Origin of the sequence: uncultured Moraxella sp., from assembly GCF_945873075.1 — a bacterium.
GTDB lineage: Bacteria > Pseudomonadota > Gammaproteobacteria > Pseudomonadales > Moraxellaceae > Moraxella.
In genome coordinates, this window is record NZ_CAMCBS010000022.1 from 1 (window position 1) to 20649 (window position 20649).

The following is a 20649-nucleotide window of genomic DNA, read 5'->3' on the forward strand; positions in this document are numbered from 1 at the left end:
CCATCCCACGCCATTTGGCTAAAGTTGATGACCTTTGGATGGCTCGGGCGTTCGCTTTGCTGTTGTAGTGCTTTACTGCGATGCACCAAGAAATCCAAGAGATGATTGCGAATTTTATAATAATGCGCATGATGGTGGATATTGTCCCTGTGGCGTGGCTTCGGGATAGTATTTTCTACAATCTCTGCCAAAAATGCCCGTGGACCATTGCTCATCAAAAAGATGCGGTCAGCAAGCAAAATCGCTTCATCAATATCATGGGTAATCATAAACACCGTCTGCTGCGTTTCATCGACGATGTTAACGAGCTCATCTTGAATCACCCCACGGGTCAAAGCGTCCAGTGCGCCAAATGGCTCATCCATCAGTAGTAGCTCTGGCTGCGTGGCAAAGGCACGGGCAATCCCCACACGCTGTTTCATACCGCCCGATAATTGACTTGGCTTTTTGTCTTTGACCTTGCTAAGTCCGACCATCGCTAGATAAAAATCAATTTTTTGGCTAAGGTCATTGGCGCTGATGTTGGGCGTTTTTGCCTTTAGGGCAAAGCCGATGTTCTCGCCGACAGTCAGCCATGGGAGCAGTGCATGACTTTGGAACACCACACCCCGCTCAAGGCTAGGCTTGATGACTTCTTTGCCATTCATAGTGATACTGCCTGATGTGGCGTTTTCAAGTCCTGCTAAGGCGTTTAAAATCGTCGATTTGCCACAGCCTGAATGTCCAATCAAACAGATGAACTCATTTTTATAAATATCAAAATTGACATTTTCAAAGACATTATCGCCATCGCCGTAGCGCTTGGACAGACTGCCAACTTCAATCAATTTGCCATCATTATTCAACATAGCTCACCTTTTTTTGTAGCACGCCAAACAGCATATCCAGCACCATACCCACAAGACCAATCAGCAGCACAGCAAAAATCACATTGGCAAGCGATAAATTATTCCACTGATTCCACACAAAATAACCAATGCCCGTACCACCCACGAGCATTTCGGCAGCAACAATCACGAGCCACGCAATCCCCATAGAAATGCGCATCCCTGTCACAATGGTCGGTGCGGCAGCAGGAATGACAATCTTGGTAGCAGTCTGTAAAGGCGATAGCTCAAGCGTTTTGGCAACATTACGCCATTCACGGCGGACAGACGCCACCCCAAAGGCGGTGTTCGTCAGCATCGGCCAAATAGAACAAATAAAAATCACAAAAATGCTCGACGCATTCGAATCTTTAATCGTATAAAGCGCAATCGGCATCCACGCAAGCGGTGAAATCGGCTTTAAAATCTGTACAAACGGCGTGGCAGCTGCACCCAAAATCGGCGACATACCAATGGCATAACCCAAAGGAATCGCCACCATCATCGCAAGCAAAAAGCCTAAGAGCACCCGCCCAATAGAATAGCCAAGCTGAATGCCAATGCCTTTATCATTCAAGCCATTATCATAAAAGGGATTGGATAAATGAGTGATGGCAGTTTGCCCAAAGTCGCTTGGCGTGGGAAATTCGCTTTTGGCAGTGGCGACGAGTGCACCGGGTTTGGTAAATTCAGGAATATCACCCATCAAGACGCTGTATTCTAGCTTTAATGGGTCGGTCGGTGCATAAATCTTTTGGGGTAAGGTCGCCCATTGCCATACGCCAAGCGTGGCTAGCACGATGAGTAAGGATAATAGATAGCCTTTGGTTTTGGTTGTTAGTTTCATGCGTTCACCTTTTGACCAATGGCAAAGGAATTGATGTACTCATTAGGACGGCTTGCGTCAAACGCCTTACCCATCACTGTGATTTGCGGTTCGTTTTCTTTGACGGTGTAGCCCATTTCTTGCATTTGTTTTTTGGCATCGGTGAGCATAAACACTTGATTTGCGATGTCTTGATAATTGATGTTGTCTTTTAGATAGCCCCAGCGTTTCATTTGCGAGAGCATCCACACCGCCACCGACTGCCACGGCATGACATCAAAGCCCATGCGGTCAGGGAAATCTTGGACATTACCCACGCCATCGGCAAAGCGCCCCATGATGGACTGACGCAGTACCAATTCAGGCTGACCTAGATATTTGGCAGGCGAGAGCAGTTTGGATAAGTCTTTGCGAATGCTTGGCTCATTTGCCATGACATTTGCCTTGATAATCGCCCGATACATCGCCAAAAAGGTCTGTGGATTTTCATTGATAAAGGCCTGTGATGTGCCAAACGAACAGCACGGATGACCCAGCCAAATATCACGGCTCAGCGTGTGAATATAGCCTGCCTTGTCCCAAACAGCACGCTGATTGAACGGCTCAGGCCCAAAAAAGCCATCAATATTGCCTGCTTTTAAATTGGCAATCATATCAGGCGGCGTGGTCAGGCGTAGCTTGACATCTTTGTCAGGGTCAAGTCCATGTTCTGCTAAGAAATATCTTAATAGATAATTATGAATACTATGCTCAAACGGAATGGCAAAGGTAAAGCCTTTCCAGTTTCGTGGGTCACGATTATCAGCGTGCTTGAGTGCCATCACTAGTGCTTGACCGTTGGTGTTTTGAATGGCGGCAACTTTCATGTCTTGTTTGGCTGAGCCTAAGCCAAGACTGATGGCAAGTGGCATGGGCGCAAGAAAATGCGTCGCATCCAGCTCTCGGTTCATCATCTGGTCACGCACAAGCGCCCAGCCTGCCCGCTTATGTAAATTGGCTTTGATGCCTTGCTCTTCATAATAGCCCAATGGGTCAGCCATGATAAGCGGCGTTGAGCACAAAATTGGCAAAAAGCCAATATCCACGCTCTTTTTTTCGGGCTTTAACACATCAATGGCGGCGGCTTCTTGTAGGCTTGCTAAGGGCAAAACGCTTGCGATGGCGGCAAGGGCAGTGCCTTTACCGACTGATTTTAAAAACGCACGGCGGGTCGGTTCATGCGGAAACAGTGCCTTGACTGCCACCGCTTCAATCATATCGGTGGTGGTATGCTCACTGCGGCTGTCGTTTTGGACATGGGCAAATCGCTCATCAAGTAGCAGGCTTTGATTGCACTCCGTTTGGCTATCGTGTTTGCCACAGGTGCAGCCAAATTGAATAGGCTCATCATCAAAGGGGCGAAAAATATTAGGCATAATAAACACTTAGAATAAAAAAACAGCACCATGTTACACCCAAAAGCGTCGGCATGGTAAATTCACTTTTAGGATATGATTATAACTTCAGCTCAATTTTGGCAGTGGTCACGCCATCACGCTCTTGGGTCATCACAAACAGCGCATCGCTATCGTCAATGATTTGCCAGTCGCAAGTTTTGTCAGGATTGCCTGTGACCGAGACGATGATGGACTTGGTTTTTAGGCGCACCAGTGGCGCTTTGTGTTGATAGCCTGCGTGTGGCAAGGATAGGATTTCGTGGCTGATGGCGGCGGCTTGTTCACGCAGCGGCGCAACAAAACGGCACGGCTTGCCATCAATCACGATACAGTCACCGATGGCAAAAATATGCGGATTGGATGTGCGCAGGGTATGGCTATCGACGATGATGCCTTGGGGGGTGTGGTCAAGGTTTGCCATGCGTGCCAAGCGATTGTCGGTGATAAGCCCCGTGCTTGCCACGATTTCATCGACAGTGATGATGTCATTATCAAGATGGATTTGATAGCCGTCAGCTGTCTTATCAATGCCATGCACGGTGGCACTACCATGATAGCGGATGCCGATGCCGGTGAGCGCATCTTGGACTTTTTGACCTGCGATTGGCGGTAGGATTTCGGCAAGGGGCAACTCGTCACGGTTGATGAGTGTCACCTGATGACCTGCTTTGGCGATGTCTTCGGCAAGCTCAGCGCCAATCATCCCTGCGCCGATGATGGCGATGTGTTGGTTTGGGCGAGCGGACAGTTTGGCTTGTAATTGACCAAACATATCAATGTGATTAATCCGCCAGACTTTATCAGCAGGCAAGGTCGGTGGTAAAAATGGCGTCGCCCCTTGTGCGATAATCAGATGACGATAGCCAAAATCGCCCCGTGTCGTGCGTACCACTTGCTTATCGCTGTCAATGGCGGTGGCAAAGGTGTGGGCAATGAGATTGATATTAAGCGTCTTGGCAAGGTCAATCGCTTTTTTGGTGATGAGCACATCAGGGGTTTTGTTTTGGCTGATGGCGATGGATAATTGTGGCTTCATATAACGGTCGCCACTGTCAGCGGTGATGAGTGTGATGGGCAAGCAGTCATCAAGCTTACGAAGCGCTTCAATCGCTGTCCAACCTGCTGTACCGCCACCGATGACGATGACGCCATTATCCGCACAGGGTTTGGCGATGACTGCCAGTGCTTCTCGCTGAACAAATGGCTCAAAGTCACGCTTGGTCACGCCACACAGCGGGCACATCCAGTCATCAGGAATATCTTCAAAGCGAGTGCCAGCAGGCAAACCGCCATCAGCATCGCCCAATTTTTCATCATAAATCCAGCCACAAGCACGGCACAGATACTGTCGCCATGCGCCACGCCCGTCGGTTGGGTTGCCGTCTTTGTCCATATTTACAGGTGCCAAAATCTCACTCATCGCCATCTCCTTAGGTTGGTGATACATCGCTCATCAGCTGTTGTGACAGGCTGCGTAGGTGCTTGATGGCAGGCGTGACAATCGCCACAAAATGTGCTTCACGAATACGACGCTGTGGCGCAGCGCTCATTAGATAGCCTTTTGCGCCTTGATGTAGTAGCGCCGCTTGGGTGGCGGTCAGTGATAATTGCGCCCCTTGGATGCGAGTATCTAGCACATCAAGGAAAAAGTCTTTGTGCGTCTCAAATGGTGTCTTGGCAAGATTGAGCGTGCGTGCCACAAGCTTATCCAGCGAGTCTTGTAGCGTGCCTGCTTGGTCTTCTAGGTATTGATTGACATGGCAAAGCTGGGCATCGACAGCGATGATGTCGTTAATCGCCCCTTGGATAATACCTGCGCCAATGCCAAGTTGCATCAGCACAAACGCCCCACGAATACGCTCAATAAAGGCTTTGGCAGGGTCGGCGATGATGGTGTCTGTCGGCACAAAATATTGATTGAGCTCAATCTGCCAAGTGCTTGAGCCTTCCATACCGCTAAAGGTCGGACAAGCGTTCAGCTTCCATTGTCCACGGCGCACTTCATCAAAGCTCAGCAAGAAAAATACATCTTTATTCTCGCCATCCACACGAGCAATCGCACCGCAGTACTGGTTCGGCGCAATGTGGCTAATCCACGGCAGTGTGCCTGACACCACATAACCGCCATCGACTTTGGTCGCGCGCAAAATCATCGATTCGATATTGGCAAAGGTTTTCATCGGATTGGACAAAGCTGTACCGCCAAAGCTATCACCGACGATGTGGCTTGGCAGGATGTTGGCCTTTAGCGTGGTGTTTTCTGATTGATCAAGATACAAGCCACATACCTGATGACACCATGACAAAAAGCCTGTCGTACCACAGACTTCACCAATCTTGGCAGTGGCAAGGATGGCATCACCAAAGCGGCTGCCTTGGCTAGACAGATGCGCCGAAAATGCCCCAAGGCGAGCCAGCTGTGCCATCTCGGCAGTCGGATAATAGCCCTTGTCGATGGCGATGGGGTCAAGTGATTGGCGTGCGGTTTGGCTGATATTGGTCAAAAAATCATCACGCTGCCAAACATCGATACTGCCGATGGCATTTGGTGAGATGGTGTCAGCAAAATAGGTGTTCAAGTGCTTCATAACAAACCCAATATTTGTGGATAATCCATTGAATATCCATAAACAAAAATAAAACGAATTATTATAAATCAAACAGTCAATGTATTTCTTATTCTGTTTTTGACTAAGGATAGGTATTTATCGGTAAATTATTTGGATATTAATACAACTAAGCCCCAAACTTGCGTTCAGGGCTTATGTCAGCTTAGCTCAAGCTATCCAAGCTTAGGGCGCATACGCCTGCAATTCTGGGTTGATATCGTTTTGGGCGACATTGTTGGCATAGTTGCACAGGGTGGCTAGTGCCACGCCAAGCACCACATCTAGGATGTTTTGTTCGCTGTAGCCGGCTGCTTTGATGGCTGCCAATTCTTCATCAGACACTTTGCCACGCTTATCAATCAGCTGCATGGTGAACTGTGCCAAGGCTTGATATTTGGCGTTGTCTTCGATGGTGGTACGAGCACGCAGAGCGTTTAGCACGTTTTCAGGCATTTTTAGCTTTAGGGTACCGATTTTGGTATGACCTGCCACACAAAAATCACAGCCATTGTGCGCCGCTGCGGTGATTTGTACCACTTCGATTTCTTCAGGCGTTAGGCTAGTGCGACTGTTGATTTTGCCGACTTCTTGATACATTTCAAGCGCTTGTGGTGAATTAGCAAGTACGCCAATCAGATTTGGGATAAAGCCATTGGCTTTTTGTACCATTTCCATGCGCTCTTTGGCTTGTTCTGGAGCGGTTTCTAGAGTGTTGACGGTTAGACGAGCCATCTTGTTTTCCTTATAAAAAGTTCAGTGAAAGATGGGCTTAGTATAGGGACGGCGATGGGCTTTTGCAAGGGGCGACAGATAAATTTATCAGCGACGGCGGTTTTGTGTGCCACTTTATCTGCATTAACTTTATCTGCATTATAAGGCAAATGTGCTAAAATAAGCCATTATTTACCAGTAGATACACAGCATGATTGAATTTAAAGATGTGGCGGTGCGCCGAGAAGGGCGACTGCTATTTAGCGATGTCAATTTACAATTACACAAAGGGCAAAAAATCGGTCTCACCGGCAATAACGGCACGGGCAAATCCACCTTGTTCGCCACTATCCTGGGCGAGCATGGCACGGATGTGGGCACACTTAGCCTGCCTACCACTTGGCAAATTGCCCACATGGCGCAAGAAGTGCACGCCACCGAGATGCTTGCCATCGACTATGTGCTGTCAGGCGATGATGAATGGTGGCAACTCAATGACAGAATCAGCCGCCAAGATGCGCTGCCTGCCGATGAGATTGCGCCGATTTATCAGCGTTTTGAAGAGATTGATGGCTATCGCACCCGTGCTAAGGCGGCGATGATTTTATCAGGCTTGGGCTTTGGTGAAGCTGAGCATACCAAGGCGGTGGCGATGTTCTCAGGCGGCTGGCGAATGCGTCTAAATCTTGCTCGCACCTTGATGCACCGTGCTGATGTGCTATTGCTTGACGAGCCGACCAACCATTTGGATTTGGATGCGATTTTGTGGCTCGAAGAATGGCTACAAAAGTTCGATGGGCTCATTTTGCTCATCAGTCACGACCAAGCATTTTTGGACGCCATTTGTGGGCATATTTTGCACATTGAGCAGGGCAAAATCACTTTATATACAGGCAATTATAGCCAATTTGTCCGCACCCGAGCCGAACGACTCGCCCAAGAGCAACAAGCCTACGAAAAACAACAAGCCGTGCGTGCGCACCTTGAAGACTACATCCGCCGTTTTCGTGCCAAAGCGACCAAAGCCAAGCAAGCCCAAAGCCGTATCAAACAGCTTGACCGTATGACTGAGCTGAGCCCTGTGATGGCGGACAGTGCGTTTAGTTTTAAGTTCTATGAGCCATCGCACATGGCATCTCCGCTCATTGGTCTAGATAATGCCACCATTGGCTATGATGGCGTGCCGATGATTTCTAAGGTAAACTTACAAATCACCCCAAGCGTACGCATGGGTATCCTTGGGGCAAATGGCGCAGGCAAATCCACCTTAATCAAGGCATTGGTCGGTGAGCTACCACTGATTAGCGGTGTGCATAAGGTGTCTGAGACATTGAAACTGGGCTATTTTAATCAGCATCAGATGGACAGCCTAGATGACGATGCCACGCCGATGGTGATGCTAAGACGCATCGCAGGGCAGACATCGGATGCTGAGTTGCGGGCGTTTTTGGGCGGTTTTGATTTTCGGGGTGAGCGCATTGACACGGTGAGCCGACTGTTCTCGGGCGGTGAGCGAGCGCGGCTGATGCTGGCATTGTTGGTGTGGCAACGCCCCAATGTCTTGGTGCTTGACGAGCCGACCAACCATCTGGATTTGCAGATGCGAAATGCGCTCATGCTTGCGCTACAAGACTTTGCAGGGGCACTGATTTTGGTGTCGCATGATCGTGATTTGATCCTATCGGTGTGTGATGAGCTGTGGCTAGTGGCCAATGGTCGCTGCACTGAGTTTGTCGGTGATATGAGCGATTATGCCGAGCATCTCAAAAAAGCCCGCCAAGAACGACAGCTTGCCCACAAAGAACAAAAAGAAGTCACCAAAGCTGACAACACCAATCCACAAGCACAGACCCCTGCCAATGATGGGCTAAGTAAAGAAGAGCGACGCAAAAAAAATGCCCAAATCCGTGAGCAAACTGCGCCACTGCGCAAACAAATCGCCAAGCTAGAAAGTGAGCTTGAGATACTGAGTGCCAAGCTTGAAACGATAGAAACCACACTCTCTGACAGCAGTCTGTATGATGATTCTAATAAGCCAAAGTTATTAGAATTATTAAACGAACAAAGCGACATCAAAGCCAAAATCGACAGCAGCGAGGAGCAGATGCTCGCAGCGATGGATGAACTTGAGACACTTGAAGCGGACTTGGCATAACAAGCAATGATGGGATAAGATGACAAAACATTTTGGGCAGTCTGATCATTTTATTGATTATTATCAATTACTTGGCGTGCCAAAGTCGGCAGATGTCGCCACCATCAAGCGTGCCTATCGCAGTCAAATCGCCCGCCATCATCCCGACAGAGCTGATGGCGGGCATGATGATGAGATGGCAAGCCTGCTCAATACTGCCTATGCTACGCTCAAAGATACCGATCTGCGACAACGCTATGATGAGCGATGGCTTGAGCATCAAAGCAGACAGTGGCTACTCGCCAAAAAACAGCAGGTAGCAGATACGGTAGGCGCATTTGCTAAACAGCAAGTCGATAAGCTTGGTAAAGTCGTCAAATCCAAAGTGCCTGCATCTGTACAAGATAATATCGCAAGCGGTGCAGGGCGTATCGCAGGGCAAGCCATCAAGCACGCCAAGCGACTGTGGCGACAGCTGAATCATACAAGCGAGCTACCCATTTGTCAGATTAGCCTACAGCTGGCCTATCATGGCGGTGAAGTGACTTTCACGGTGAACCATCAGACATGGCAGACGACGCTACCTAAGGGGCTGACCACAGGCGATACCATTCATCTGACTCGTGGCGCTGACACAGTCACGGTGCAGATTGCCATCAGCGAGCCCAATGTCATCGTGCGTGGGCTGGATGTTTATTATACGGTCGCCTTGAGCCGTCGCGACATCGATACAGGGGCGCAGGTGGTCTTGCCACCGCCACTATCGCTACAGCTTGGTGTGCCTGCTCATGCGCACTATCTGACCAGTGTTCGCCTAAGCGGTCGGGGCTTGCCAAGTAGCGATGGCGCAGGCGATTTGGTGGTGGTCTTTGAAGTACAAGGCTAAGCGTGCGTGATACTGTATAAAATTTAGCCAAACAAATCACTCTGCCCTAGAAAAATCACCCCATCGCCACCATCAACAACCAACCGCATATTTTCCCACTGATTCAGAGATACCCATGCCGACACAGTTTCACCCACCATTATGGCTAAAAAATCCGCACTTACAGACGATTTTGCCGAAGTTTTTGGTCAAATTTGAGCCAAATTACACACGCACCCTAATCAAAGATTCGCTCAATCAAAGCGATGTGGCGTTTGATTATCTTTTGACCGATGAAGCCATCGGTGATGATGGCAAATATCACACGCCACTGGTGGTGCTGTTTCATGGTATGGAAGGCTCAAGCCAAAGCCACTACGCACGCACGCTAGCACAGGCAGTACAGGCGCAGGGCTATCATTTTGTGGTGGTGCATTTTCGCTCATGTGGTGGCGTGGCGGTGTCAGGCGATGTGTTTTATAACGCTGGCGACACCAAAGAAGTGCATCATTATTTAGAATATCTATCCAATAAATTTGCCACCATTTATGCCATCGGTGTATCACTGGGCGGTAATGCCCTAGCCAAATACATGGGTGAATACGGCACATCGGCACTGTGCCAAAAGGCGGTCGTCGTCTCGGCACCAGTGGATCTGGCATCGGCATCGGTGGCGATGGAGCGACTGCTTGGGCGGCACATCTATACGCCATATCTGCTAAACCCTATTGTCAAAAAAGCACTGGATAATCGCCTAAGTGCCGATGAAATTGAGCTGCTCAAGCGTGCCAAGCGTATGGGCGACTTTGATGAAGCTTTTACCGCACCACGACACGGCTACCGCTCAAAGAACGATTATTACCGTCAGGCGTCGGCACTGCCTTATCTGATTGATGTGGCGCATCCGACGCTGATTATCACTGCCAAAGATGATCCATTTTTGGGCTTGACAGCGACGGCAGGCGATGTGTCGGCGGATGTCACTTTGCTTGACACCAAGCACGGCGGGCATATTGGCTTTTTGGATTATGATTATAAAACTCGTCAATTTGATTTGAGTTTCGTTGCTAATTCTGCATTATCATTTTTTAATAATAATTAATAATTATCCATAGGCAAAGCGTGATGCGTATCTTATTTATGGCGGTGATTGCCATCTTATTTCAGCTGTGCACCTATGCACTGGCATCAGGCGTGCAGTGGCTTGTGCACCCGTGGGCGTCCGATACGATGCTAAAGGCGGTGATGATTGGGCTATTTGTCGTGAGCAACATCATCTTGGTGCTACTGATCACAGGCTCGTTTCGCTTTGGCATGAGCTATTTGAGCATGATGTGGATTGCGGTGATGGCGATGGCTCTGACTTTGGCGGTGGGCTTTGTGGCGTCCAAAGCTGGCATCATGCTTGGGCATAGCCTGAGAGCCTTTGGCGTGGCAAGCTTTGTTGGCTTGATTGGGCTGGGCCTTTATAATGTCTATACGCCGACGGTGCGCCACCTAAGTATCAGCATTGATAAGCCGATGCCTGCGCCTGTGCGTTTGGCGATGGTGAGTGATTTGCATTTGGGGGAGCTTGTTGGCATCGATCATCTTGATAAGCTTACCAAGATTTTACAAGATGAACAGGTGGATCTGCTGCTGATTCCGGGTGATGTCATGGATGATGATACGGTAGCCTATGATGCGCTTGGTATGGCAAGTCATTTTAAGGCGGTGGTCGATGCAACTGGCTATGGCGCAGTGGCAAGTCTTGGCAATCATGATCTGTACCGCAGACAAGCCCAAACCGACATCATCACCGCCATCACCGACACAGGCGCAGTGCTACTTGATGATAAAACCACCCAAATCGACATCCAAAAAGACGGTCAAACCACAAGCCTATCGGTGATTGGTCGCTTTGATGATCATTATGCCAAGCGCCTAAGCACCAAAGAACTACTTGAGCAAGTCGATAGCACCAAGCCTGTGATTTTGCTCGATCATCGCCCAAGCCAAATCGATGACAATAGCCAATTACCCATTGATTTACAAGTCTCGGGGCATACACACAATGGGCAAATTTTCCCAGCGAATTTTATCGTCGCGATGATGAACCGCATCGGCTATGGTTATGAGCAGGTGGGCAAGATGCACACGGTGGTCTCATCCGGCTATGGGCTGTGGGGCGTGCCGCTGCGCTTAGGCTCGCAGTCAGAAGTGTGGATTATCGACATGGTGGGTAGTGCACCAAAATAGCAAAACCATCTTTGGTGTTCAAAATCAGCTTTACTTTTTTTAAAATATGGCTAGAATGAATGGGCGTGTCGTGATGATGCGCCCATTTTATACTTAAGGGGAATATGATGACCAAGCTTTATGGATTAAATGATACCGTCGTGCCAAACCAAGACGGCCTATTCGGTGAATTTGGCGGTAAAATCGGACATCCTGCACTGGCAGCAGCGATGCAAGAAATCGAAGACGGCTTTCGTGCGATGATTGCTGATGAGAATTTCTTAAAAGAAATCGAAGCGCTACAACTACACTATGTCGGCCGCCCAAGCCCGATTTATCATGCTCGCCGACTGTCTGAGCATTTAGGCGGTGCGCAGATTTATCTGAAGCGTGAAGATTTGAACCACACAGGTTCGCACAAGATTAATCATTGTCTGGGTGAAGTATTGCTTGCCAAACGACTCGGCAAGAAAAAAGTCATCGCCGAGACAGGCGCAGGACAGCATGGCGTGGCACTAGCGACAGCATCGGCACTGCTTGGGCTTGAGTGCGAAATCCACATGGGCGTCGTGGATATCGCCAAAGAGCATCCGAATGTCTCTCGCATGAAGATTTTGGGTGCGACACTTGTACCGGTCTCTCGTGGTGCAGGCACGCTCAAAGAAGCGGTGGACAGTGCGTTTGAAAGTTATCTGAATCAGCTAGATGACAGTATGTTCGCCATCGGTTCGGTGGTAGGGCCTGCGCCGTATCCTGAGATGGTGGGGTATTTTCAATCAATCGTCGGACACGAAGCTCGCCGTCAGTTTGGCGAATTGACAGGTGGATTGCCTGATGTGGTGACAGCCTGCGTGGGTGGTGGCTCAAATGCTTTGGGGCTGTTTAATGCGTTCTTGGATGATGATACGGTGCGTAAAGTTGGCGTTGAGCCTGCGGGTGAAGGGCTTGACAGTCATCATCGCCATGCAGCGACCTTGACCTTGGGTGTCAAAGGCGAAATCCAAGGGTTCAAATGCTATGTATTACTTGATGAAAACGGCGAGCCTGCGCCTGTGCATTCGATTGCATCGGGACTGGATTATCCCGGCGTTGGGCCGCAGCATAGCTATCTGAAGGACAGCGGGCAAGTAGAGTATCAATCAGCGACCGACCAAGAATGCCTAGATGCCTTTATGCTATTATCACGCATGGAAGGCATCATCCCTGCGCTTGAGAGCTCGCACGCAGTGGCGTTCGCCATCCGTGAAGCCAAAAAGCTTGGTAAAGACCAAAAAATCTTGGTTAATCTGTCAGGGCGTGGCGATAAGGATTTGGACTTTGTATTAAGTCAGATTGATGTGTGATTTGATGGGATAAACAAAAAGCGGAAAAGATAAATTTTCCGCTTTTTTTATTGAGTTATAATTGGCTAGCGAACCAAAAACGATCACCTGCGTGCCACATATTGACATAGGTCACGGACTGACCTTGCGATTTGGTGTGGCGTGTGTGCAGTAGGGCAGGTTCGATGGCTGACATTTGTAGAATATGACGGATCTCATCGTTTGGCTGCTTGGCTTGGATTTGATAATCACCATATTCTAAGGGCACATGATCGATCAAATAGTCGCTCGTGTTAGTCTCGGTGAAATCTTGGTTGATGAACTCAGGCACGACGGCAGCATTGACCCATCGCTCTTCGTACTGGATCGGCAGATCATCGCCATAGTGCACGATATTGACCTGATACAGCTTATCCGTAGCCGCAGGTGCGCCATCAAAAAAGATATCGCTCAGCCACTGATACTTCGGCTGTGACAGCTCATCAGCGTGCAGGGTAGTTTGGTGTAAGATCTCGGTATGATAGTGCTGATATTGCTCGGTGATGTCTTTGGCGATGTTACGCACGACGATCTGAGCGTCATTGAATTTTTGTTGGGCGACAAAAGTACCCGAGCCTTGGCGACGCTCAAGCATTCTTTCAGCTTCAAGCTCTTTTAATGCACGATTGACGGTCATGCGAGAGACACCAAACTGCTCTGCCAATGAAATCTCGGCAGGAATGGCAGTACCTGCCGCCCAGTCGCCCGATTGGATATTGGCGACGATGGCTTGTTTGATACGCAGATATGCAGGGGTTTTTGTGGTCATGTTAGGCTCAATTGTTAATTTGCTTGTCGCTTGTACTCGCTCGTGGCGACACAAAGCCAAGCGCCATCCATTGGTAAAACATCAGCGGCTTAATGCCTTGTTTAAATTGTACTATTTTAGTAAAAAATTATAAAAAAAGAAAGTCAATTTAGCAACAATCTGATAAATCATGCAAAACATCAATGAATATTATGTTATTTTGATATATCACGATAAAAATACTAATTAAAGCATGGATTGTCCTTGTCCGTCCGCCTGCTTTATGCTATAATCCACGCTCCCACCTTTAGACAGTGGCTGATTTTGGTCGGTCAAACTGGTGAACAGGTATTCATCAAGCCGATAGGCTTTTGATTTTAAAGAGGTTATTATGAAACTTAAGACCAAACGTGGTGCCGCTAAGCGTTTCAAAAAAACTGCAAACGGCTTCAAGCGTAAGCAAGCATTCAAGCGTCACATCTTGACCAAAAAATCTCCAAAGCGTATCCGTCAATTGCGTGGTTGCACTATGGTGCACGCATCAGACGTGGCTTCAATCCGTCGTATGTGCCCATACATCTAATCAACTTTTCGGATATTTTAGGAGAATAAAATGGCTCGTGTAAAACGTGGTGTACAAGCAAACCGCCGTCACAAAAAAGTTCTAGCTCGTGCAAAAGGTTACTATGGCGCACGCTCTCGTGTGTATCGTGTAGCAGTACAAGCTGTTATGAAAGCTGGTCAATACGCTTATCGTGACCGCCGTAACAAAAAACGCTCTTTCCGCCGTCTGTGGATTGCTCGTATCAACGCTGGTGCTCGCCTAAACGGTTTGTCATACAGCCGTCTGATCAACGGCCTTAAAAAGGCAAATGTTGAGATTGACCGCCGTATCCTAGCTGACATCGCTATGCATGACGCTGCCGCTTTCACTGCAATCGCAGAAAAAGCAAAAGCTGCTCTAGCATAAGCTGTCAATCAGACACAAAGCCCTGCTCATTGAGCGGGGTTTTTGTTTTTGGGGATGTAGCCCATTTGGATAGCTTTGCTGTTGATATTTGTGATGAAAATTGGCACATCTACCGCCAAACAGGGAAGAAATCGTGGTCAAACATGGAAGAAATTGTGGTAAACATGGAAAATTAAAAAACTTTTCCATGTTTCATCCGCCAAATCATTTACAAAATTAGCCCAATTCTTTAGAATAATCAGTTTTATCATAGTTAAATAAATCCTGCCCTAGCGCAAGACTGACGAAGAGATACCATGACACAAGAGACTACTTTTGATTTACCTGCGCTAGACGCACCACTTGCCAGTATCAGCCCAGATGCGCTGACGGCGTTTGGTGATCAGGCGGTGGCGCTGATTGATACGGCAAGCGACGAAAAAACCTTGCAAGAACTTCGTGTCAATTTGACAGGCAAAAAAGCCACTTTGACCGCATTATCCAAGCAAATGGGCAGTCTAGATGCCGATGCCAAAAAACAATACGGCGCTTATCTGCATGAGCTACGCACTCGTATCAGTACGGCGCTTGACACCAAAGCCCAAAGCCTTGCGGCAGCTGCGCTCAATGCCAAGCTTGCCAGTGAGCAGGTGGATATCACCATGCCTGCGCGTGGTATCGCCAAAGGCACGTTGCACCCGATTACGCAGACGACCGAGCGTATGAAGCAGTTTTTTGTGCAAGCAGGATTTAGCGTGGCGACAGGCCCTGAAGTTGAAAGCGATTATTATAACTTTGAAGCCTTGAACATCCCAAGCCATCACCCAGCCCGTGCGATGCATGATACCTTTTATTTTGATGCGCATTATCTACTTCGCACGCACACCAGTAGCGTGCAGATTCGCACGATGGAAAAGAGCGAGCCGCCGATTCGTATTATCTGCCCGGGTCGCGTGTATCGCTGTGACTCAGACCAGACGCACTCGCCGATGTTCCATCAGATGGAAGGCTTGATGATTTCAAAATCAAGCAACTTTGCCGAGCTCAAAGGCTTGATTCATGAGTTTTTGGATGCGTTTTTTGGCAAAAAAATGACCGTGCGTTTTCGCCCATCGTTTTTCCCATTCACCGAGCCGTCCGCCGAAGTGGATATCCTATCGGATAGTGGTAAATGGCTAGAAGTGCTTGGCTGCGGCATGGTGCATCCACAAGTGCTCAAAAACTGTGGCATCGACCCAAATGAATACACAGGCTTTGCCTTTGGTCTTGGCATTGAACGCTTTGCGATGCTGTATTATGGCATTGATGATTTGCGTTTATTTTTCCAAAATGATTTGCGCTTTTTGAAGCAATTTGGCTAATTCTGAAGTCTAAGAAATTAATTTTTACAGTTTAAATATCAGAGATTACAATGAAAATCAGTGAACAATGGCTAAGACAATGGGCAAATCCAAGCGTCGATAGTGAAACTTTGGGCGAACAGCTGACCATGGCGGGGCTTGAGCTGGATGGCATGGAGATGGTTGCGCCGCCATTTAGCGGTGTCGTGGTCGGTGAAGTCATCGAGTGTGCCCAGCATCCTGATGCCGACCGCCTGCGTGTGACTCGTGTCAATATCGGCACAGGTGAGCTATTACAAATCGTCTGCGGTGCGCCAAATGTGCGTGTCGGGCTAAAAGTGGCGGTGGCGACCGTTGGTGCTGTCTTGCCAAGCGATGATGACAAGGGCTTTAAAATCAAAAAAGGCAAACTGCGTGGCGTAGAGTCGCATGGGATGCTGTGTGGTGCGTCAGAGCTTGGACTTGAAGATAAGATTGATGGCCTGCTAGAGCTATCTGATGATGCACCGATCGGTGTCGATGTCCGCAGTTATCTGAACCTAGATGCCAAGATTTTTGAGATTGCCATCACCCCAAACCGTGGCGACTGCCTAAGCGTGCTGGGGCTGGCTCGTGAGATTGCGGTGATTAATCGCCTACCGCTAAACCGTGTGTCGTTTGATGTCATCAATCCAAGCATGACAGCGAGTGTCGGCGTACAAGTGGCAAATACCACCGCTTGCCCACGCTATCTGGCACAGCGTATCGATGGCATTGATCGTAGTGTGGCGACGCCTGAATGGATGGAGTCGGCACTCGTAGCATCAGGCGTGCGTACGCATAATTTCTTGGTGGATGTGACAAACTTTGTGCTACTTGAGCTGGGTCAGCCGCTACACGCCTTTGATGCTGATAAGATTGTCGGCGATATCGTGGTGCGTGATTCTGTCGCAGGCGAGACGGTTGAGCTATTGAACGAGCAGACGATTACCTTGACCGGTGATGAGCTTGTGATCGCTGATGATGTCGGCGTGCTTGCTTTGGCAGGTATCATGGGTGGTGCTCGCTCGGCGGTGAGCGATGAGACGACAAGCATCGTGCTAGAAAGTGCGCACTTTGATCAGCTTGCCATCGCAGGGCGTGCCCGTCGCTTTGGTTTGCATACTGATGCGTCACAGCGTTTTGAGCGTGGGGTGGATTTTGAGCTACCACGCACAGCGCTTGATCGTGCGACCAGTCTGATTATCAGTGTGGCAGGCGGTGCAGCAGGGCAAATCACCACAGCCGAAACGCTTGACAAGCTACCTGCCCGCCACAGCATCCGTGTGCCTGTGGCAAAGGTCGAGCAGCTGCTTGGCGTAACCATCTCGACCGATGAGATTATCGATATCCTAAATCGCCTAGAAATCGCCACCGTGCTAGATGGCGATATGCTCGTTTGCCAAGCGCCAAGCCATCGCTTTGATATGAATATCGCCGAAGATGTAGTCGAAGAAGTTGCCCGTATCTATGGCTATGCCAATATCGATGTACGCTTGCCAAGCTTTGCAGTGGATATGAGCTATAACGATACGGCGGATCTGATCCATGTTGCCAAGCTGACCCTAGCGGATGCAGGCTATCATGAAGCGGTGAGCTTTAGCTTTAGTGATGCCAAGATCGAATCGCTGTTCGATGATGCCAGCCTAGGTGCGGTGTTGCCACTTGCCAATCCGATCTCAAGCGATTTGGCGGTGATGCGTCGCACGCTACTATCAAGCCTATTGCCTGTGGTCAGCTACAACCTAAACCGTCAGCAGACCCGTGTGCGTCTGTTTGAGACCGGTCTTAGCTTTATTGGCGCAGATGTGGCAAGTCTCGTGCAGACGCCAAGCCTTGCCATCGTCGCCACAGGCGATGTCGCACCAGAGCAAAGCCACGCCACTCGTGCGATGGACTTTTTTGATCTTAAGCGTGATGTCGAAAGCCTACTGCCTGCGACCTTGAACAAAGCACAAGTCAGCTATGAGCGTGCTGATCTGAGTTTCTTGCACCCAGGTCAAAGTGCGTATCTACTGGTCAATGGTGAGCGTCTGGGCTGGTTTGGTCAGTTGCACCCAAGTATCGCCAAAGCGCTGGATTTGCCGACCGTGTGGGTCGCTGAGCTAAATCTAGATGCGCTGATTGCACTCAATCACCAAACCACCACCATCAAAGCCCCAAGCAAATTCCCAAGCGTACGCCGTGATTTGGCGGTGCTTGTTGATGCTGATATCGCTTGGCAGGCGCTTGAGACAGACATCCGAGCCGCAGCAGGCGTGCATCTACAGGATGTGTGGCTGTTCGATGTCTATACGGGCGACAAACTGCCTGCAGGCACGCGTTCACTGGCGTTTGCGATGGTGTTCCAAAACCATGATGCCACGCTCGAAGACGAACAAATCAAAAAAGTGGTGGATAAAGTCATCAGTGTACTCGATGAGAAACACGGTGCGAAACTGCGTGACTGATGTGTGATTTATAGCGTGTGTCACTTGCACACCAAACATCACCAAAACCGCCACAGCGCTATGCTTTGTGGCGGTTTTTAATGGGTTTGGGGTTTTGGAGTGCAGGTTAAAAGATGATGCGGTTGTATATTTTTATGCTGAACCAAAGACCAAACGCATCAATAAAGCTTACCACATTTGCTAATTTTTTGGTGCTTACCAAAATAATTGACCAAAAATCACTTTGGGAGAAAAATTTAAATTGCATTAAGCATACAATCAAGTGTACAATGATAAATACGATTGAATTTAAAATCGTGCATTAGGTAGCTTATTGATACATAAGGATAAAATCATGAGTGCACTGACCAAGGCAGATATGGTAGATCAGCTGACCATTCGCCTACGATTGACCCGTCAGCAGGCGCGCAAGCTGGTTGATGGCTTTTTTGATGAGATTAGCCAAAGCCTTGCCGATGGCAAAGAAGTGAAATTGTCAGGATTTGGCAATTTTGAGCTCAAGGACAAAAAATCACGCCCAGGACGCAACCCAAAGACTGGCGAGAGCATCCCTGTTGAAGCACGCCGTGTGGTGACTTTCAAATCAGGTCAAAAACTGCGTGGCTGGGTCGATAGCCAAACTCATCAAAACGCCGAAAAGTAAGCAAAATCGCTTGATACTTAAGTTAGTATTTGCTAAAATATCGGCTTTATGTTCCCACTTAAGATGGCTAATAACATAGACAAACATGGTGCGACATGCCAAAGTTGGTTGGTGATGGCGTGGCTATGTTCCACTGATACTGGTGCGCCAGCAGTGCTTATTAGTGCTTAGGTTTATTGGATAAGAGATTTATCATGCGTAAAGACATTCACCCAGAATATCGCGAAGTATTGTTCCACGATACCAATGCTGATGTGTACTTCCTAACTCGTTCAACTGTGGCAACTAAGACAACTCGTGAATACGAAGGTCAAGAGTACCCATACTTCCCATTGGATATCTCAAGTGCGTCGCACCCATTCTACACTGGCGAACAACGCAAAACTGCAAACGAAGGTCGTGTGGCGACTTTCAACAAGCGTTTTGGTGCATTTGCAAACCGTGGCAAAAAATAAGCCATCGCTTGATATCAAAAATCGTCTCTTCGGGGGCGATTTTTTTTGTGCTTGTCAAAAATTTGTAACAATTTTCAAAACATCCGTGCACGATGGATGACGAAAATGGCAAGTCGTGATAGACTATAGCCATCTTTTTTCTATCAAAATTTTTCAATATTGGGGTGAGTATGCAAGGATCATGGTTCTGGATGCTATTGGCTGTCGTCGTCATGCTACTAGGTCTGTATGTGTTGGTGCGTGGCTTGCGCCAAAAAAACGACACGCTTGAGCATGGTGATACCAAGTTCAAAAATGGCTTGCCAATCACGCCAAGAGATGAGCGCAAGTTCACCGATGAGCCAGAGTCAGATGCACTCAGTGACATGGCAAAAGTGATGCAGGCGACGCCAGTATCTGCGCTTAGCCAAGAGCGTGATGAGCCAAAGACAGAGTATGCCCCAGCGCAAGCGATACAGACACGAGCCGAGCAAATCAGTATCAATGATGTGGATAATGGCTTTGATGAGTCGGCACCTGCCATCGAACGACATTTGGATGAGCAAGAAGCTTATGACGAAGCGAACAACCCCCTAGAAAACTGTGAAGAGACTGTCACTATCATCATTACCCCACAGTATGGAGCAACCATCTTGGGTCGTAAAGTGCTTGAAATCAGTCGCAACTATGGCTTGCGTCATGGTGTGATGAACATGTTTCACCGACATGAGATGGAAGATGGTCGTGGTGATTTGTGGTTTAGCATGATGGCTGAAGACAGCAATGGTTTGACTGCATTTGACCTAAACACCATGGCGGATGCACAATATAACAGCTTGGTGCTGTTTTTGACCATTCCGCACAATCAGCTGTTGCGTGGCTATGACAGTATGGTATCGACAGCCAATATGTTGGCTCGTGAGCTAGATGCCATCTTGACTGACGAAAATCGCATGCAGCTAGATGATGAGTCTTTGGATCGTTTGCGTGGTATTCTTTCAACGCATTAATAATCTTGACATAAAATCCCGAACCGCTCTTT

19 protein-coding genes are annotated in these 20649 nt (G+C 48.5%); 12 read left to right on the top strand and 7 right to left on the bottom strand.

Going from position 1 to position 20649, the window contains the following annotated elements; all coding sequences use genetic code 11:
* The 6 genes from Q0N89_RS07765 to Q0N89_RS07790 all read right to left on the bottom strand — a co-directional run.
* The coding region (locus Q0N89_RS07765; protein ID WP_294035112.1) for an ABC transporter ATP-binding protein at nucleotides 1-848 on the bottom strand (848 nt) is incomplete at its 3' end.
* Nucleotides 838-1713, bottom strand: coding sequence for a nitrate ABC transporter permease (gene ntrB, locus Q0N89_RS07770; protein WP_294035114.1), 876 nt, complete (start codon nucleotides 1711-1713; stop codon nucleotides 838-840). The genes Q0N89_RS07765 and ntrB, both read right to left, overlap by 11 nt.
* The gene (locus Q0N89_RS07775; protein WP_294035117.1) at nucleotides 1710-3107 is read right to left on the bottom strand and encodes a CmpA/NrtA family ABC transporter substrate-binding protein; all 1398 of its coding nucleotides are present in this window, start codon (nucleotides 3105-3107) and stop codon (nucleotides 1710-1712) included. The genes ntrB and Q0N89_RS07775 overlap by 4 nt, the downstream gene beginning before the upstream one ends.
* A 79-nt stretch (nucleotides 3108-3186) precedes the next feature.
* A complete protein-coding gene (locus Q0N89_RS07780; protein ID WP_294035119.1) occupies nucleotides 3187-4548 on the bottom strand; it encodes an FAD-dependent oxidoreductase in 1362 nt (453 codons plus the stop codon).
* 10 nt (nucleotides 4549-4558) lie between these two features.
* Entirely contained in the window at nucleotides 4559-5716 is a 1158-nt protein-coding gene (locus Q0N89_RS07785) for an acyl-CoA dehydrogenase family protein (RefSeq protein WP_294035121.1), read from the bottom strand.
* Between the two features lie 204 nt (nucleotides 5717-5920).
* Entirely contained in the window at nucleotides 5921-6469 is a 549-nt protein-coding gene (locus Q0N89_RS07790; protein WP_294035123.1) for a carboxymuconolactone decarboxylase family protein, read from the bottom strand.
* A 190-nt stretch (nucleotides 6470-6659) separates the two neighbouring features.
* On the opposite strand from Q0N89_RS07790, the gene Q0N89_RS07795 reads away from it, so the two are divergent.
* The 5 genes from Q0N89_RS07795 (at nucleotide 6660) to trpB (ending at nucleotide 13007) form a co-directional block, all read left to right on the top strand.
* The gene (locus Q0N89_RS07795; protein WP_294035125.1) at nucleotides 6660-8603 is read left to right on the top strand and encodes an ABC-F family ATP-binding cassette domain-containing protein; all 1944 of its coding nucleotides are present in this window, start codon (nucleotides 6660-6662) and stop codon (nucleotides 8601-8603) included.
* A 19-nt stretch (nucleotides 8604-8622) separates the two neighbouring features.
* On the top strand, nucleotides 8623-9468 hold the full coding sequence (locus Q0N89_RS07800) for a DnaJ domain-containing protein (RefSeq protein WP_294035127.1): 846 nt from the start codon (nucleotides 8623-8625) through the stop codon (nucleotides 9466-9468).
* A 115-nt stretch (nucleotides 9469-9583) separates the two neighbouring features.
* Complete coding sequence (locus Q0N89_RS07805) at nucleotides 9584-10549, top strand: alpha/beta fold hydrolase (protein ID WP_294035129.1); 966 nt, start codon at nucleotides 9584-9586, stop codon at nucleotides 10547-10549.
* Between the two features lie 23 nt (nucleotides 10550-10572).
* Nucleotides 10573-11685 (top strand): metallophosphoesterase, encoded by a 1113-nt coding sequence (locus tag Q0N89_RS07810; protein ID WP_294035131.1) that lies wholly within the window; start codon nucleotides 10573-10575, stop codon nucleotides 11683-11685.
* Between the two features lie 107 nt (nucleotides 11686-11792).
* A complete protein-coding gene (trpB, locus tag Q0N89_RS07815; protein WP_294035133.1) occupies nucleotides 11793-13007 on the top strand; it encodes a tryptophan synthase subunit beta in 1215 nt (404 codons plus the stop codon).
* A gap of 55 nt (nucleotides 13008-13062) precedes the next feature.
* Here trpB and Q0N89_RS07820 read toward each other — a convergent pair whose 3' ends face one another.
* The gene (locus Q0N89_RS07820; RefSeq protein WP_294035135.1) at nucleotides 13063-13794 is read right to left on the bottom strand and encodes a UTRA domain-containing protein; all 732 of its coding nucleotides are present in this window, start codon (nucleotides 13792-13794) and stop codon (nucleotides 13063-13065) included.
* 367 nt (nucleotides 13795-14161) lie between these two features.
* Here Q0N89_RS07820 and rpmI point away from each other — a divergent pair, with 367 nt between their 5' ends.
* The 7 genes from rpmI (at nucleotide 14162) to Q0N89_RS07855 (ending at nucleotide 20617) form a co-directional block, all read left to right on the top strand.
* Nucleotides 14162-14356, top strand: a complete 195-nt coding sequence (gene rpmI / locus Q0N89_RS07825) for a 50S ribosomal protein L35 (RefSeq protein WP_078254654.1) — start codon at nucleotides 14162-14164, stop codon at nucleotides 14354-14356.
* A 30-nt stretch (nucleotides 14357-14386) separates the two neighbouring features.
* Nucleotides 14387-14743, top strand: a complete 357-nt coding sequence (gene rplT, locus Q0N89_RS07830; protein WP_078254653.1) for a 50S ribosomal protein L20 — start codon at nucleotides 14387-14389, stop codon at nucleotides 14741-14743.
* A 350-nt stretch (nucleotides 14744-15093) separates the two neighbouring features.
* Entirely contained in the window at nucleotides 15094-16083 is a 990-nt protein-coding gene (gene pheS, locus Q0N89_RS07835; RefSeq protein ID WP_294035166.1) for a phenylalanine--tRNA ligase subunit alpha, read from the top strand.
* Nucleotides 16084-16133: 50 nt separating this feature from the next.
* Nucleotides 16134-18530: a phenylalanine--tRNA ligase subunit beta gene (gene pheT, locus Q0N89_RS07840; protein ID WP_294035138.1), complete on the top strand. Its 2397-nt coding sequence runs from the start codon at nucleotides 16134-16136 to the stop codon at nucleotides 18528-18530.
* Nucleotides 18531-18864: 334 nt separating this feature from the next.
* On the top strand, nucleotides 18865-19173 hold the full coding sequence (locus Q0N89_RS07845) for an integration host factor subunit alpha (protein ID WP_294035140.1): 309 nt from the start codon (nucleotides 18865-18867) through the stop codon (nucleotides 19171-19173).
* A 194-nt stretch (nucleotides 19174-19367) separates the two neighbouring features.
* Nucleotides 19368-19628, top strand: a complete 261-nt coding sequence (locus Q0N89_RS07850; RefSeq protein WP_294035142.1) for a type B 50S ribosomal protein L31 — start codon at nucleotides 19368-19370, stop codon at nucleotides 19626-19628.
* A gap of 170 nt (nucleotides 19629-19798) precedes the next feature.
* Nucleotides 19799-20617: a cell division protein ZipA C-terminal FtsZ-binding domain-containing protein gene (locus Q0N89_RS07855; protein WP_294035144.1), complete on the top strand. Its 819-nt coding sequence runs from the start codon at nucleotides 19799-19801 to the stop codon at nucleotides 20615-20617.
* Nucleotides 20618-20649 lie beyond the last annotated feature (32 nt).